The organism is Bacillus sp. RC240, assembly GCF_044907945.1.
GTDB classification, from domain to species: Bacteria; Bacillota; Bacilli; order Bacillales; family Bacillaceae_G; genus Bacillus_A; species Bacillus_A mycoides.
Genome location: NZ_JBIYCT010000002.1, coordinates 406,791 through 422,194 on the forward strand (window position 1 = coordinate 406,791; position 15,404 = coordinate 422,194).

23 protein-coding genes are annotated in these 15,404 nt (G+C 35.3%); 8 read left to right on the forward strand and 15 right to left on the reverse strand.

The window, feature by feature from the left end:
• Nucleotides 1–23 precede the first annotated feature (23 nt).
• The 4 genes from ABH955_RS10075 to ABH955_RS10090 all read left to right on the forward strand — a co-directional run bounded on the left by ABH955_RS10075 (nt 24) and on the right by ABH955_RS10090 (nt 1,598).
• Nucleotides 24–605: a TetR/AcrR family transcriptional regulator gene (locus ABH955_RS10075; RefSeq protein ID WP_002034003.1), complete on the forward strand. Its 582-nt coding sequence runs from the start codon at nt 24–26 to the stop codon at nt 603–605.
• Nucleotides 606–676: 71 nt separating this feature from the next.
• Nucleotides 677–1,009, forward strand: a complete 333-nt coding sequence (locus ABH955_RS10080) for a DMT family transporter (protein WP_000312339.1) — start codon at nt 677–679, stop codon at nt 1,007–1,009.
• Between the two features lies 1 nt (nt 1,010).
• Entirely contained in the window at nt 1,011–1,325 is a 315-nt protein-coding gene (locus ABH955_RS10085; protein ID WP_002015033.1) for a DMT family transporter, read from the forward strand.
• A gap of 15 nt (nt 1,326–1,340) precedes the next feature.
• Nucleotides 1,341–1,598, forward strand: a complete 258-nt coding sequence (locus ABH955_RS10090) for a DUF3975 family protein (RefSeq protein ID WP_088040143.1) — start codon at nt 1,341–1,343, stop codon at nt 1,596–1,598.
• A gap of 170 nt (nt 1,599–1,768) precedes the next feature.
• Here the strand turns inward: ABH955_RS10090 and ABH955_RS10095 are convergent, their stop codons facing one another.
• From ABH955_RS10095 to gcvT, 12 genes are all read right to left on the reverse strand, one after another.
• Entirely contained in the window at nt 1,769–1,954 is a 186-nt protein-coding gene (locus ABH955_RS10095; RefSeq protein WP_016096117.1) for a hypothetical protein, read from the reverse strand.
• Between the two features lie 247 nt (nt 1,955–2,201).
• Nucleotides 2,202–2,798 (reverse strand): ABC-2 transporter permease, encoded by a 597-nt coding sequence (locus tag ABH955_RS10100; RefSeq protein ID WP_033728154.1) that lies wholly within the window; start codon nt 2,796–2,798, stop codon nt 2,202–2,204.
• 14 nt (nt 2,799–2,812) lie between these two features.
• A complete protein-coding gene (locus ABH955_RS10105; protein WP_404491084.1) occupies nt 2,813–3,436 on the reverse strand; it encodes an ABC-2 transporter permease in 624 nt (207 codons plus the stop codon).
• Between the two features lie 31 nt (nt 3,437–3,467).
• Nucleotides 3,468–4,100, reverse strand: a complete 633-nt coding sequence (locus ABH955_RS10110) for an ABC-2 transporter permease (RefSeq protein WP_002034007.1) — start codon at nt 4,098–4,100, stop codon at nt 3,468–3,470.
• A 14-nt stretch (nt 4,101–4,114) separates the two neighbouring features.
• On the reverse strand, nt 4,115–4,783 hold the full coding sequence (locus ABH955_RS10115; protein ID WP_404491086.1) for an ABC-2 transporter permease: 669 nt from the start codon (nt 4,781–4,783) through the stop codon (nt 4,115–4,117).
• On the reverse strand, nt 4,764–5,636 hold the full coding sequence (locus ABH955_RS10120) for an ABC transporter ATP-binding protein (RefSeq protein ID WP_269480967.1): 873 nt from the start codon (nt 5,634–5,636) through the stop codon (nt 4,764–4,766). Before ABH955_RS10120 ends, ABH955_RS10115 begins: the two co-directional genes overlap by 20 nt.
• 3 nt (nt 5,637–5,639) lie before the next feature.
• Nucleotides 5,640–6,014 (reverse strand): GntR family transcriptional regulator, encoded by a 375-nt coding sequence (locus ABH955_RS10125; protein WP_001021351.1) that lies wholly within the window; start codon nt 6,012–6,014, stop codon nt 5,640–5,642.
• A 116-nt stretch (nt 6,015–6,130) separates the two neighbouring features.
• Complete coding sequence (locus tag ABH955_RS10130; protein WP_002088608.1) at nt 6,131–6,322, reverse strand: hypothetical protein; 192 nt, start codon at nt 6,320–6,322, stop codon at nt 6,131–6,133.
• A gap of 70 nt (nt 6,323–6,392) precedes the next feature.
• Nucleotides 6,393–6,596, reverse strand: coding sequence for a DUF3929 family protein (locus tag ABH955_RS10135; RefSeq protein WP_000262495.1), 204 nt, complete (start codon nt 6,594–6,596; stop codon nt 6,393–6,395).
• A gap of 282 nt (nt 6,597–6,878) precedes the next feature.
• Nucleotides 6,879–8,354: an aminomethyl-transferring glycine dehydrogenase subunit 2 gene (gene gcvPB, locus ABH955_RS10140; protein ID WP_002122485.1), complete on the reverse strand. Its 1,476-nt coding sequence runs from the start codon at nt 8,352–8,354 to the stop codon at nt 6,879–6,881.
• Nucleotides 8,351–9,694, reverse strand: coding sequence for an aminomethyl-transferring glycine dehydrogenase subunit 1 (gene gcvPA, locus ABH955_RS10145; RefSeq protein ID WP_002015020.1), 1,344 nt, complete (start codon nt 9,692–9,694; stop codon nt 8,351–8,353). Before gcvPA ends, gcvPB begins: the two co-directional genes overlap by 4 nt.
• Nucleotides 9,695–9,714: 20 nt before the next feature.
• Nucleotides 9,715–10,815 carry a glycine cleavage system aminomethyltransferase GcvT gene (gcvT, locus tag ABH955_RS10150; protein WP_002034013.1) on the reverse strand — a complete coding sequence of 367 codons (1,101 nt, stop codon included), beginning with the start codon at nt 10,813–10,815 and terminating at the stop codon, nt 9,715–9,717.
• A 390-nt stretch (nt 10,816–11,205) separates the two neighbouring features.
• Between gcvT and ABH955_RS10155 the strand changes: the two genes are divergently transcribed.
• A complete protein-coding gene (locus tag ABH955_RS10155) occupies nt 11,206–12,888 on the forward strand; it encodes a DEAD/DEAH box helicase (RefSeq protein WP_002015016.1) in 1,683 nt (560 codons plus the stop codon).
• The gene (locus ABH955_RS10160) at nt 12,875–13,669 is read left to right on the forward strand and encodes a YqhG family protein (protein WP_404454016.1); all 795 of its coding nucleotides are present in this window, start codon (nt 12,875–12,877) and stop codon (nt 13,667–13,669) included. Before ABH955_RS10155 ends, ABH955_RS10160 begins: the two co-directional genes overlap by 14 nt.
• Nucleotides 13,670–13,718: 49 nt before the next feature.
• Here the strand turns inward: ABH955_RS10160 and ABH955_RS10165 are convergent, their stop codons facing one another.
• Together ABH955_RS10165 and ABH955_RS10170 are read right to left on the reverse strand one after the other, a co-directional pair.
• Nucleotides 13,719–13,850 carry a hypothetical protein gene (locus tag ABH955_RS10165; RefSeq protein WP_002088613.1) on the reverse strand — a complete coding sequence of 44 codons (132 nt, stop codon included), beginning with the start codon at nt 13,848–13,850 and terminating at the stop codon, nt 13,719–13,721.
• A gap of 98 nt (nt 13,851–13,948) precedes the next feature.
• The gene (locus tag ABH955_RS10170) at nt 13,949–14,176 is read right to left on the reverse strand and encodes a hypothetical protein (RefSeq protein ID WP_000032698.1); all 228 of its coding nucleotides are present in this window, start codon (nt 14,174–14,176) and stop codon (nt 13,949–13,951) included.
• A 72-nt stretch (nt 14,177–14,248) separates the two neighbouring features.
• Here ABH955_RS10170 and ABH955_RS10175 point away from each other — a divergent pair, with 72 nt between their 5' ends.
• Together ABH955_RS10175 and ABH955_RS10180 are read left to right on the forward strand one after the other, a co-directional pair.
• Nucleotides 14,249–14,365 (forward strand): GTP pyrophosphokinase, encoded by a 117-nt coding sequence (locus tag ABH955_RS10175; protein WP_080019198.1) that lies wholly within the window; start codon nt 14,249–14,251, stop codon nt 14,363–14,365.
• 126 nt (nt 14,366–14,491) lie between these two features.
• A complete protein-coding gene (locus ABH955_RS10180) occupies nt 14,492–15,124 on the forward strand; it encodes a VC0807 family protein (RefSeq protein ID WP_002145755.1) in 633 nt (210 codons plus the stop codon).
• Nucleotides 15,125–15,190: 66 nt separating this feature from the next.
• Here the strand turns inward: ABH955_RS10180 and ABH955_RS10185 are convergent, their stop codons facing one another.
• On the reverse strand, nt 15,191–15,391 hold the full coding sequence (locus tag ABH955_RS10185; protein ID WP_002015009.1) for a YqzE family protein: 201 nt from the start codon (nt 15,389–15,391) through the stop codon (nt 15,191–15,193).
• Nucleotides 15,392–15,404: the final 13 nt, after the last annotated feature.

The following is a 15,404-nucleotide window of genomic DNA, read 5'->3' on the forward strand; positions in this document are numbered from 1 at the left end:
ACCTAACGAACGGTAGGTAGGGGATGAAAATGACAGCAAACCGCATTAAAGCTGTAGCACTTTCTCATTTCGCGCGCTACGGCTACGAAGGAACTTCATTAGCAAATATTGCTCAAGAAGTTGGGATTAAAAAACCATCGATTTACGCACACTTTAAAGGAAAAGAAGAGCTATATTTTACATGCTTAGAATCCGCTCTTCAAAAAGATTTACAAAGCTTCACTGACGATATCGAAAATTTTTCAAAATCGTCTACTGAAGAATTGCTAGTAAATCTGTTAAAAGGTTATGCAAAACGATTTGGTGAAAGTGAAGAATCAATGTTTTGGTTACGAACTTCTTATTTTCCGCCGGATGCATTTCGCGAACAAATTATTGATAAAGCGAATGTACACATTGAAAATGTCGGAAAACTTTTATTCCCTGTGTTTAAAAGAGCAAGCGAACAAGATGAACTGCATAACATTGAAGTAAAAGATGCTTTGGAGGCTTTTTTATGCTTACTTGACGGCCTTATGGTTGAACTACTATACGCAGGTTTAAATCGTTTTGAGACACGTTTAGAAGCTTCTTGGAAAGTATTTTGGCGCGGCCTTTCAAACTGACGGATTGCTCCTTTGCAATGCGTCGTTTTTAAGCCCTTTACCTAACGACTGGTAGGAAGGAGAAATGACATATGGCATGGATTTATGTAATCATAGCTGGTATTATTGAAATCTTTTGGGTTATTGGACTTAAAAAAGCGGAGGCACCACTTGAGTGGGCTGGTGTTGCTCTATTAATTACAATTAGTTTCGTCTTATTATTTAGAGCATATAAAGATTTACCTGTCGGCACTGTATACGCAGTCTTTACAGGAATTGGAGCTGGTGGAATCGTTCTTACAGAGATTTTCATCTTCGGAGAACCTTTCTCTATCGTAAAAGTATTATTAATCGGTTTAATCTTCTTCGGAGTAATTGGTTTAAAACGAGTAACAGAAGAAAAAGAAGCGAAGGAGGCCGCATAAAATGGCTTGGGTATTTTTAATTCTAGCTGGTATTTGTGAAATTGTTGGTGTACTCTTTATGAAAGTAGCCACTGAAAAGAAAGGCTGGGCACCAAAAGTAATTTTAATCGCTAACTTTGGCGTAAGCTTCTTCTTCTTATCTCTTGCAATGAACACATTACCGATGGGAACTGCTTACGCAATTTGGACTGGAATCGGAACTGCCGGAAGTGCACTTCTCGGGATTCTTATTTTCCGCGAGTCAGCGGATTGGCGTCGCCTTGCCTTCTTAAGCTGCATTCTATGCGGCGCTGTTGGCTTAAAATTATTAGGCTAACGTGAGGTGAATGTCATGTGGAAAGAAAAAGGAAAACAAATGTTAGCATGGATTACACTCGGGATCGTCATTCTATTACAAATAAGTTTTCATATAATAGAATGGTTGTTTCATAAAGTACTATTCATTCTTACATTCCTTCCTAACATGGCACTTGAAATTGCATCTATCGCTTGGTCAATTATTGCCTCCATTACAATCGTGATTATATGGAGTATCGCCAAGCTATGGAACAAGTTATTTAAAAAGGACAGTTCTTCTGAAAAGAAGTAACTGTCCTTTTTTTATCCCGCTATTCGCGGGCAGTAAGACCCCCACCTCAAAATTCGGCGAATGCGAGGGAGTTAGGTGGGAGTCGGGCTGCCCGTAAACGCCCGATTGGTGCGGGCTAATAATCAGTGGGGATGGACAAAACCCCCACTGATTAAAGTTTCACTTTATATTCATTCAGATTTTCTATAGAAATTTGATGCGATCAGACAAAGCAGACCAGCTATGACAACACTCATACCAATCCCTTTATGCAAATTAGGAAATGGCGATGGTATATCTGAGTAAAAATTTGCTAATATGAGACCAATTGAAAATAAAAGGACTCCTATTCTATATAACCATTTTCTTTTTTTCATCATTCTCCCTCCTAAAATTTTTCATATCCTTCTTTCTTTTGGACATACTACCTAAAAAAGGAGTGGGTTATATGCAAAATTCTATACATAAGCAGATCCTGTTTTTATTTTTCCTCTTTCTCATTTTCGTTATCGTTTTCAGCTTTATATTACATACTCCGAAAGATGTGCCTAATAGCCTTTCTGTTTATAAACTTTTGCTCTCGTATTGCCGTTATTGAAAAAGGTGCCTTTTACGAGGCACCTTTTAAAATTCTCTCTTCTCATACAATTTCACTGAAACGAAGATAGATACTATGAACATGCAAATTGAACTAACGAATAACACGCTGTTGTATAGTTGAATTTGTTCCAGGTTGATTTGAAACAAAGTTTCTAAAATAACAATCGGCGCCATGAATATTACTATCGTAATAAAAATAGTTTTTTTATACCCTAGCCAAAACGATATCGGTAAAACAAAGCTTAAATACACTAAAATAAAGCTAATACTAGCAACCATTGTCGTTTCAATAAATTCAAATAGGTTAACCCCATTCTTCATTCCCATCGTGAAACAACCGACCGTTACGCTTATAAAGAGAATAATAATTGCTACTATATATTTCGCATATACAATTTGTTTTCTGAATATTGGCAAACTACTTACTATAACTTCACTCTCATTTTTACTATCTGCTTCAAATGTTTTTACTGTTGCCCCAATTGTAATAATTACTGACATAATTATGAACAGATTTTCCGTATCTGTTAAAGCCATATAAAAGAAAACAGGATACAATATGTACCAAATTAAAAATTTCCATTGAATGATGAAATCTTTTAAAATTAGTTGTTTCAACACTATTCTCCTCTCTCTTACAAATCACGCTCACTATACAAATGAATTGAGAATAACATAGACATGATATATAAAAGAAGCAGCCCAGCTATAAAAAAAACATTTACGACTAGACTCGTGCTCCAAACATTCTCTACATCTAACCATACGTTACTTACAATTAGTCCACTTAAATACCCAAATGCTATTCCGATAAAAGGAGCAATTTGTTTTGCACTGTTATATCCTACTGAGAATTCAATCGGAAGTACAATTATGCTACAAACAAGCCCACCTGTTATACCTCCGAGAATTTCTCCCCACAGCATAAATCCAGTTATATGTTCATTTTGTAACTGAATCAAACCAACCACAAGTGAGAGAATCCCCCCTAACGCAACTAAAATACTTACAAATATGTATTTTGCTATGACAATTCCTTTACGTTGTAACGGTAAACTATTTACTATTATTTCACTTTTATTTTTCCCCTCATAACTCATTGACAGTACCATGCCAAGAAAAGGTATAGATAAGCTAATCGTCATAAGGAAGCTATCACTACGAAAATCAACAATAGCAAGGAAAAACAAACATATAAGATACGCAAACCCTAACTTTCTTTGCAACACTATATCTTTTAAGACTAATTGCTTGATCATGTTTTACCCTCCTAATATGAAAATGTCCCTTCTATAACTCTGCCTCCTGAAACATTTTCATTGAGAGAAACATTGATATGACTATACTTACTAACACTCCGATACCAAGAACACTCATTGCTAGTGTAGCCTCTTGAGAGTGGAGTACTTTTAACATAATTATTTCATCACCAAAAATATTGCACATAAGGCCAATCATACCCATTAAAGGAAAAATCATAATCACATTCAAGACAGTAATAGCTTTATATCCTCCAATGTAATTAGTAGGTATCGTTACTACACAATAAATCAAAGTTGCTACTATTGCTGAAAATATTGCATATCCAGGAATAACTATATCTCTGTTCAACAAAATATTTCCTAATATTACGACTATAGAAGTTATGCTCAAACCGACTATAATAAATAATGTGCTTGAAATATATTTAGCTATAACTATCTCTTTTCTCATTATCGGCAAACTCACTAATACTTTTTCTATTTTACTTTTCTCGTCATAATAAAAAGAAATATATATAATCGTACTACATGTTATAAATAATCCTATTGCAATCCCCATCGGTTCTACGGAATTTCTAAAAACAGATAAAATAGGTATTAAAAAATAGAAAGGAAACATCTTCTTCTGTAAGAAAAACTCCTTCAAAATCAACTGTTGCATATGAATTCCCCTCTCTATAAATCACGCGTTTCATAAATTTTAATTGTAAGAAACATAGAAGCGATATAGACACTAGCTAATATAATTCCTCCAACTATAAATACACCGATATGCACTGGATTCATAATCCACTCAATGAATGAAGGTGTTGTTTCATCCAATCCATCTCCTATGAATATCCAAGCAATTCCACCAACTACCATTGATGCTCCTGACACTATACTTCGTGCTATCTTTGACCTTGTAACATAATAACTAGGAAAGAATGTTACAACAAAAAATACGGCGTAAACAGCTCCATTTATTACTTCATACCATGGAATTTCAATGTATAGATTCGGATGATAGGTACCGATATCACCAATGACCACAATGCCTCTTACAAGAAAAACAACTAACATCGTAGAGAGTATGCCACCAACAATAAATACTGCACTGGAAACATATCTAGCAATTATGATATCCTTTCGGCTTACCGGTAAACTATTTATAATAATGTCACTGTTATTCCTTTCATCCATAAAAGTTAACGTCATAACGGAAGAAAGAGTTATAAATAGACAACTCATCGAAAATAACAATTCACCACTTGGATCTAACATAAATAATACAAGAGGCACAATTAGATTCACTAACCACGTTACCCTAAAAAAGAACAAATCTTTATATATGAGCTGACGCATAAGCACCTCTCCCTTTCGCGGTGTAAACGATAATATCATCTAATGTAGGCTTTTCTAGTACAACTTCATTTCCAAACCAATCGACAATTGCTTGTTTATCCTTCGCTAAACCTTCGAAACCAAATTTATTTTTGCGTAAGCCAACAAATAGTTCTTTTCCTTCTCGATCTAATAAATCATTGTTTCCCTTTACGATTACGTAATTCTCCATTAATTCATCTTTCTCACCAGTAAATATAATTTCTCCATCGTTGATGAACGTAATATAATCCGCGATGCGCTCTAAGTCTGTTGTAATGTGTGTGGAAAATAATACAGATACTTCATCTTCCATTACAATCTCTTGCAGCATATCAAGTAATTCACTTCGAACAACTGGGTCTAATCCTGCTGTCGGTTCATCCATAATGATAAACTCCGCGTGATGTGAAAGTGCAATGGCAATCGCAAATTTCATTTTCATCCCTTTGGATAACTCTTTAATCTTTTTATACGTTGGAACTTGTAATCTCTGCATATACGATTGATACTGCTTTTCGTCCCACTTTTCATATAACGGTGCAATAATACGCTTCATTTGTTCACACGTTAAATCTTCGTAATAATGATTTTCATCATATACAAAACCGATATTTTGTTTTATTTCCTTTTCGGCTTTCTTATTGTCCTTGCCAAAAACTTTTATATCGCCGCTATCTTTTCTAATTAAATTCATAATCATTTTGATTGTCGTACTTTTCCCGGCTCCATTTGGTCCAACAAATCCCATAATATATCCTCGTGGTAATGTAAAACTTACATTTTTCACTGAGAAATCTTGATAACTTTTACAAACGTTTTTTAGCTCTAACATCCCTTATTCCCCCTCATATAAACACGCAATCATCTGCTGTAAATCTTCAAGTGAAAGCTGCAACGCTTTACTTTCATTCACAATCTCTTCCGCTTTACTTTCCAATAAACGAAGCCTTTGTTCTTTTAGTAGTTCATTATTTTTACGTGAAACATAAGTCCCTTTCCCAGCAACAGTTTCTATATATCCTTCTTTTTCAAGCTCCTCGTACGCACGCTTCGTTGTAATTACACTAATCTGTAATTCCTTCGCTAAGCTACGAATAGACGGTAATTGGTCTCCACCCTTTAAACCACCATTTAAAATAAGCTGGCTTAATTGTTTTCTTATTTGCACATAAATAGGGTCTTGGGAAGAATTCGAAATAATAATATTCATGTTTTCCTCCAGTGTGTATATACTGTATATACCTTATATATACAGTATATACACAATATCCTATTTTTGGCAAGAAAAAAAGACCAACATTTTCCTGTTGGTCTTTCGTATATGTATCACTTTTCAAAGCGATCTAACATTTCGTCTCTCATTCCGAAACTAACAACCGCAATTCCTACATACATAAAAAGAAGGAATGCTGGATGAACTGTATTGTACCAGCTGCTATCAACAATTAAATAAATCGTTAACGCCACAACAAGAACAAACGCTAAAATAAACATATAAAAGTGTCGTGTATTACCCATGATAAACTCCTCTCTTCTCTCTTCACCATTCAACAGTATATTGTATCGAATAATTCGATATGACTCAAGGTTAACTTTCTGTTATGTAATCAAGTTCTACCTTTACAATGTCCTCACACGCTATTGAAATGATTGTTCCTTGTTTATCAATCGCTGTCACTTCTCTATTATCCATTACACGGTGCGCTACTCTTTCTAACACTTTCCCTTGGTCTCGGTAACAAAATTCTTTTACATCTTTAATTGTTTCTCCATTTTCTAAATGGTATACCATTCTATAACATCGATATCCCACACTTCCACCCCCGTCTTGCTCGTTTTTTCACATATACATAAAAATGAGTAATTTCTACCTCATCACATCTTCTTAATTTCAATAAAATTCTAACAAAAATAAATACTTTTATCAAACCGACTTTTTCAACAAAAACACCTATAAAACCGCATCTTTACAGCAATATGAAACAAAAAATATAAATTTTCAACATTTTTTCATTCTAGCCACACCAATTTTGCAAAAAAAAGAACCCGCATGTAGCGAGTTCTTTTTTTCCAATCACACTTGTACAGGTGCTAGCTTTTCATAACGTAAAACTGGTTTACGAGCAGCCAATGTTTCATCTAAACGTTTTATTACTGTTGTATGTGGTGCTTCTTGTACAACTTCTGGATTTTCTTCTACCTCTTTAGCAATTTGAATCATCTTATCAATGAAACCATCTAATGTTTCTTTTGATTCTGTTTCTGTTGGCTCAATCATAATACATTCTTCCACATTTAATGGGAAGTAAATTGTTGGTGGATGGTAACCGAAATCAAGCAGACGTTTTGCAATATCTAATGTACGTACACCAAGTTTCTTTTGACGACGACCAGATAATACAAATTCATGCTTGCAATGTCTATCGAACGGAAGATCATAGAATGGTGCTAATCTTCTCATCATATAGTTCGCATTTAATACAGCATACTCAGTTACTGCACGCAAGCCATCTGGGCCCATAGAACGAATATATGTGTATGCACGAACGTTAATTCCGAAGTTACCATAGAATGGTTTTACGCGCCCAATTGCTTCTGGACGATCATAGTTAAAGTGATAGCCATTTTCTGTTTTCTCTAAAATTGGTTTTGGTAAGTACGGAATTAAATCAGCTTTCACACCTACTGGACCAGAACCTGGGCCACCGCCGCCGTGAGGACCTGTAAATGTTTTATGAAGGTTTAAATGCACAACGTCAAATCCCATATCTCCTGGGCGCGCTTGGCTTAATACCGCATTTAAGTTTGCACCATCATAGTATAATTTACCGCCTGCGTTATGGACGATTTCTGCCATTTCTAAAATATTTTCTTCGAATAGGCCTAATGTATTTGGATTTGTTAACATAAGTGCTGCTGTTTCTTCGTTTACAACACGTTTTAAATCATCTAAGTCAACAAGACCATGTTCATTTGATTTCACCGTAATTGTTTCAAAACCAGCTACTGTTGCAGACGCCGGGTTTGTCCCGTGAGCAGAGTCAGGAACAATTACTTTCGTACGGTTAAAGTCACCGTTCGCTTCATGATATGCACGAATCAACATTAATCCTGTCCATTCTCCGTGTGCACCAGCTGCTGGTTGTAACGTAACAGTATCCATACCTGTAATTTCAATTAAATGTTCTTGTAAGTCATACATTAATTCCATTGCACCTTGCACTGTCTTTTCATCTTGAAGTGGATGAATATTTGCAAATCCTGCGAAACGAGCTACGTTTTCATTAATTTTAGGATTATACTTCATCGTACAAGACCCAAGTGGATAGAATCCTGAATCCACACCGTGGTTACGGTTTGAAAGCGCTGTGTAATGGCGCATAATATCAAGTTCAGATACTTCTGGAAGCTCTGCATCTTCTACTCGAATATAATCACTCTCAAACACATCTTCTAATTTTACTTCTTCTACATCTAATTTGGGTAAGCTATATCCTACGCGTCCTTCTTTAGTCACTTCAAAAATAAGTGCTTGGTCTTGGTTCTTCATTGGATAGCCCCCATTTCGTTTACAAGTGTGTCAATTTCCTCTTTTGTACGAAGCTCTGTTACTGCTACAAGCATATGATTTTCATGCTCTTTATAATCACGGCCTAGGTCGTAACCACCGATAATATTCTTTTGTATTAATACATCATTTATTTCTTTAACTGGACGTTTGCAATCTACAACAAATTCATTAAAGAATGGTCCAGCGAACGTTACAGTGAAGCCTTTCGCTTCGAATTGACGTTTTGCATATTGTGCTTTAGAAATGTTTTGACGTGCCATTTCTTTTACACCTTGTTTGCCAAGTGCCGTCATTGCAACAGAAGCTGCTAATGCATTTAACGCTTGGTTTGAACAAATGTTAGACGTCGCTTTATCACGGCGAATATGCTGTTCACGTGCTTGTAACGTTAATACAAATCCACGTTTACCATCTGAATCTACAGTTTGTCCGACAAGACGTCCTGGAATTTTACGCATAAATGCTTTCGTTGTTGCAAAGTAACCACAGTGCGGTCCACCAAACTGCGTTGGGATACCGAATGGTTGTGCATCACCGATTACAACATCAGCACCGAATTTTCCTGGCGGTGTTAATGCGCCTAATGATAATGGATTTGAAGAAACGATAAATAATGATTTTTGTTGATGAACGATTTTTTCGATATCAGCTAACTTTTCCACTTGTCCGAAGAAGTTTGGATATTGAACGATTACACAAGCAACTGTATCATCTACTTCACTTTGTAATACTTCTAAATCTGTTACACCGTTTTTATGATCAATTTCAACAACTTCAAGATTTTGACCTTTTGCATATGTTTCAAGTACCGCTCTTGATTCTGGATGAACTGCCGCTGAAACAAGAATTTTCTTTTTGCGAGTATGACCAGCTGCTAGCATTGCCGCTTCAGCTAAAGCTGTACCTCCGTCATACATAGAAGAGTTTGCTACATCCATTCCTGTTAATTCACAAATCATTGTTTGGAATTCAAAAATTGCTTGTAATTCCCCTTGTGAAATTTCTGGTTGGTATGGTGTGTAAGCTGTATAAAACTCTGAACGAGAAATAACATGATCAACAATTACTGGAGCGTAATGATCGTATACACCTGCTCCTAAGAAAGAAGCATATTCTTTTAAATTAGCATTTTTACTAGCCATTTGAGATAACTCTTTTAAAAGCTCTGGCTCTGATTTTGCTTCTTTAATTTTTAAATCCCCTTTAAAACGAACACTCTCTGGAATATCAGAGAATAATTCGTCGATCGTTTGAACGCCGATCGTTTGTAACATTTCTTTTTTGTCTTCTTCTGTCATTGGAAGATAACGATGCAACATGAAATCTACCCCTCTCCCCGTTACTTTGAACGTTTATAAAATGGTGTTGGAACAACTACTGCTTTGACGCGTTTATTACGAATTTCAATTTCTACTTCTGTATCAACTGCTGCGTATTTTACATCAATTAGTGCTAAACCAATGCTTTTCTTTAACGTTGGAGATTGTGTACCACTCGTTACTTCCCCGATTTTTTCTTCTCCTATAAATACAGGGTAATGCGTACGAGGAATACCGCGTTCGATTACTTCGATGCCGACTAATTTACGAGATGCACCGTTTTCTTTTTGCTCTTTTAACGTTTCTTTTCCAAAGAAATCTGCTTCTTTATTTGGTTTTACCGCAAAGCCAATTCCCGCTTCAATCGGTGTAATATCTTTTGATAACTCCTGTCCGTATAACGGAAGTGTTGCTTCGAAGCGAAGTGTATCACGAGCACCTAAGCCACATGGTTTTAAGCCCTCTTCTGCTCCCACTTCAAGAAGTTTCTCCCAAAGTTTTGCTGCATCTTCACTCTTACAGTAAATTTCGAATCCATCTTCACCTGTGTAACCTGTACGAGATACAAGTGCAGGAATTCCATCTACAAGAATATTATTTTTAAATTTAAAGAACTTAATTTCTTTCAAATCTTCTGACACAACTTTTTGTAAAATGCCTTCTGCTTTTGGTCCTTGAATTGCAAGCTGCGCAACTTCACTAGAAACATTGACTACTTTCGCATCGCCAATTACATGGCTAGCTAACCATTCGTAATCTTTCTCGATATTTGACGCATTGATTACTAATAAATAGTCTTCTTCACCACGTTTGTAGATTAATAAATCATCTACTGTGCCACCATTTTCATAGCACATAGCTGTATATTGTGCGCCCCCTACCTTTAAGGTAGATACGTCATTTGTAACAACACGTTGTAAAAATGCTAAACTATCTACACCTTTTACCTCTACTTCTCCCATATGAGATACATCGAACAAACCTGCTCCTGTACGTACAGCTTCATGTTCCTCTTTAATGCTTGAAAATTGAACTGGTAATTCCCAACCACCGAAGTCGACTGTTTTCCCACCATACTTCGCGTATACATCAAATAACGGTGTACGTTGTAATGTAATCATGCTCTTTCCCCCTTATGCTCTGACAAATCAATAAAAGTTGCTTCCCATATCTAAACATTTTCATTCTGAAAAGATAGGATATACGGAATCTCACTATATTTTTTTATGAAAGCGTAAATAAAAAAGTGCTTTCTTGGATAAAATACGAAAGATTCCACACATTTCACACCATTATCCTAACATCATTCGCTATATTTCATCAATATTCTAGCATAAAAAATAATTTAGAATTTTTTATTCTTAATCCTATTAAATACAACTTTTAAGATTTAGACCTTTATCGTTGTCTATTCTTTAACTTTTAGTAATTGTGATAGCGCCTTATTACAAGGCTTATAATAAAGATTTTTTTAATAATCACTTTAGTTTATAAAAGGTGGGAGAGTCTTAATGAATGTCGATATTTCCGTAGATCGAACGTGGCAAAATAATTTTTTAAAAAGAATTGATGAAGATGGCCCTTGGACAAATTGGGATTTATATCATTTAGCTTATAAAACAGAGAAATCGTTACTCGTCCCTACTTTTGATGGATTGCAAGCACCGAAACATTTATCACATTTCACGCCGCTTCCACATCAATTAGAGGTTGCTCAAAATGTCATTGAACAAATGAATGGTAAAGCGATTCTAGCAGACGAAGTCGGACTTGGAAAAACGATTGAAGCTGGACTTATTTTAAAAGAATATATGGTTCGAGGACTTGTAAAAAAGGTACTCATTCTCGTTCCAGCTTCTCTCGTATCTCAATGGGCGTATGAACTAAACACAAAATTTTTTATTCCTGCGGTCGCTCAAAAGAAAAGTTATTCTTGGGAACAAGCTGATGTCATCGTTTCATCAATCGATACTGCGAAACGTTCACCGCATCGCGATATCGTTTTAAACCTAGAGTATGACCTTATTATTATCGATGAAGCACATAAACTAAAAAATAATAAAACAAAAAACTATGAATTTGCACAGCGATTAAAAAAGAAGTTTTGTTTATTACTAACTGCAACTCCTGTTCAAAATAAAATCGATGAAATCTTCAACCTCGTTTCTTTATTAAAACCAGGTCATTTAGGCAATCAATCTAATTTTGAAGAATATTACGCTTCCAAAAATCGTTCCACTGAATCCGATGAAGATTTAAAAGCTCTTATCAATAAAGTAATGGTTCGAAATAGACGCAATAACACTGGCATTGATTGGCCGAAGAGGCATGTACGAACAATCTTCGTTGAATTCAATGAAGAAGAACAAGCTTTGTATAATGAAATTGAAAATTGGCGTGGACAAGATGCCGTCACATCTGCTTTCTCATCCTTAACTTTAAAACGGGAAGCATGTAGTAGTCGTGAAGCTGTTTACTATTCATTAAAAAAACATGTAGAAAAAAGACAGAAAGAAAATGAGCACTACATAAAGGACCCACATATTGATGTGCTGATGGACAAAATTAATCATATTCCGTTCAACTCCAAAGCAAATAAAGCACTAGAGCTTATAAAAGAAGTTGACGATAAAGTCATTATCTTCACTGAATATAGAGCTTCACAAATGTATTTACAATGGTTCTTACAACAACATGGCATTTCCTCTGTTCCATTTCGCGGTGGATTTAAGCGCGGGAAGAAAGATTGGATGAAGGAGCTTTTCCAAAATCATGCCCAAGTATTAATTGCGACCGAAGCTGGTGGTGAAGGAATTAACTTACAATTTTGTAGCCATATGATTAATTACGACTTACCGTGGAATCCAATGCGACTCGAGCAAAGGATTGGACGTATTCACCGTCTTGGACAAAAAAATGATGTTCATATTTATAACTTAGCAACAAAGCATACTGTTGAAGAGCACATTTTAAAACTACTATATGAAAAAATTAATTTATTTGAACGTGTAATCGGTGAACTCGATGAAATTTTAACGAGAATCAACATGAAAAATATTGATGCGCATATTCAAGAAATTTTCGCTCAGTCAAAAAGCGAAGGTGAAATTCGAATCAAGATGGAAAATTTAACATCTATTATCGATTTTGCGAAGCGCAATGAAGCAGAGGTGCAAGACTATGCAGCAAAATGAAATTCATAATTACTTATATAACTTTTTTGAGGCGAATAACTGCGAAATTTTAGAACGTTCCCCTCACCTATTAGACGTGCAGTTAACAATTGAAATGGATAAATTATTAATGAACCGCCCTTTCTATTGGCACTATCTTGAAAAAACAGGAGGCGTTCCGAACCCGATGCGCCTTACTCTTATTACAAATCCAGAAAACGAAAAAAACGACGGTGAACTTATTCATTACGGTTCACCCCGTTTGCATCAAATATTTGAAACAACAAAAGAACTAGGTTCATACATACGTTTATATGAGGAAGTGAAACATAGCGGGGCAACTCATACGCCCCTTCATCCTTGGCTTGGTGTAAATATAAAAGTATCTTATCAATGCGACCGAAAAAAAGACATACTTCATTCCATCGGTATTCATCTTATTTCCGGGACAATGATTGCAAACTTTCATGACACTTTAGCAGAGATCAAACTCACACCGAAAATACCTGACTTTTGTTTTACCCTCTCACCTATCATTAAGCCACAAAGTGGCTTACAACGTATAGAGGATGCTTTAAAAAGTATAATCGCTGAAGATGACCACACGTGGGCAAAAGAAGCGAGAGTGCGTTGGAATCACGATTTAGACCTTTTAAATCGATTTTACGAAGATAGCGATGAACTTCCAGAAAGCTATGAAATTGAAAAGCAAGCATTACAAGAACAATACGAACCACGCATTACAATACAAATTATAAACGGTGGTCTCTTTTATGTTACCGCAAATCATTTTCTATCTTAAAGAAAGCTCCTTCAGATTGAAGGAGCTTCTTTTAAAATATGTTCCCAGCCTATTCTCTATCTTCATTGCGCTCTTGCTGTTTTTTCTCTGTCATACGTTTCTGATATGCACGATCCTTTGCACTTACATGGTTTGCATCAGTTGGAAGATTCTCTTTTGAACGACCAATTCCATTACTCATCTTTTTCGCCTCCTTTTTGCATGTTTCAAAATGCATCTTTATTTTCAGCTAGAGGCACAATCCTTATACAAAAAAATAAGAGCAGCCAGTAGCTGCTCTTACTCATTCACGTATTTTTGAAACATATCATGGATGCCTTGATTTACGAGGTTCGAGATCTGTTCGTCAGATTTATTCGGATAACGATCACGCAATCTGATAGATGCCTTCACCATTAAATTTTCTAATACAGAACGGCCACCTTCTCCATAAATAATTTCAGCATACTTAACAAGTCTTCCATCCTCTAATGTTGCTGGATTATGATTGAAGAAAAATTTACTCATTGTCTCCACCTCTCTCTTTGATAACGTTTACATTTATATAGATTATTTATGTTATTTATTTCACAATATTGTATGCATGTATATTTAATTGGTTTCATTATAAAGCAACATATCAATAGTAAATATGTGATTTTCCGTCCATTTTGTGAACAAACCAAAAATGAAAGCGTTTCCTTTATTATATACTAAAAAAACTTACTACGCTAGGGGCAATTTTTTAATCTACTAATCATCTACTTTTCTTTTTTTCATTAACCTTATACAATTTTCAGAAATTATATTATAAAATATATGTATGACTTAAGGAGGCCATGTATGAATCAAAATAAAAAAGCTATATTAGATCTTGTCTTTTATCTCGTATTCCCATTCCTCATTTGGAAATTTGCAAAACCTTATATCGATCCTTATTACGCAATGTTAATTTCCTCTGTTCCGGGGATTATTTATACACTGTATACCTTTAAAAAAGAAAAACAGCTTAACGTTACAGGGTTCTTTATTTTAATTACACTTATTTCTAATACAGCGGTAGACTTAATATCTGGGTCGGCTGAACGAATGCTATGGAATGATGCATATTATCATATCGTACTTGGCTGCATCGTTATATGTACAATCTTTATAAAAAAACCACTCATGTTATATTTCGCAGCTGATATCGCAGCACTGCAAGGTCATGATCGTGATAAAAGCCGTGAGCTTTATCGTGATAGTCGTATATATCCAGCACTGCAATATTTAACACTATTTTTCGGCCTTCAATTTATATTAAAAAGCTTCTTGAAAATCTATTTCATCTCTGTTTTCGGTGTAGATGGATATGGTGAAATGAGAGCTATTATGACCGCTGTTGGCTGGGGGATTTCTATTTGTATCGGAATTGGATTTGTATGGGTAAACAATAAAATACATGCGGTTACTGAGGAAAAAGAGTCTGTGCAATAAACAAAAATCCCCTAGCATCTTGTTATACTAGGGGATTTTTGTTTTGCTAAACATATTACGAAAAAGTTAGCTTGATTTTTTTCTTTTATTTTTTACATTTCGATAAAACAAAGCAGCGCTCAGTGGCATAACACCAAACCATTTATTTAAGAATGGCTCTTTCTCCGCACGACGTTGTTGTTTCTGTTGTTTTCGATCCTCTTTTGGAGCATCCATATATGACACAAATTGCTGTGTCACAAAGCGTACATAATCATTAGTAGACATATTATCATCACCT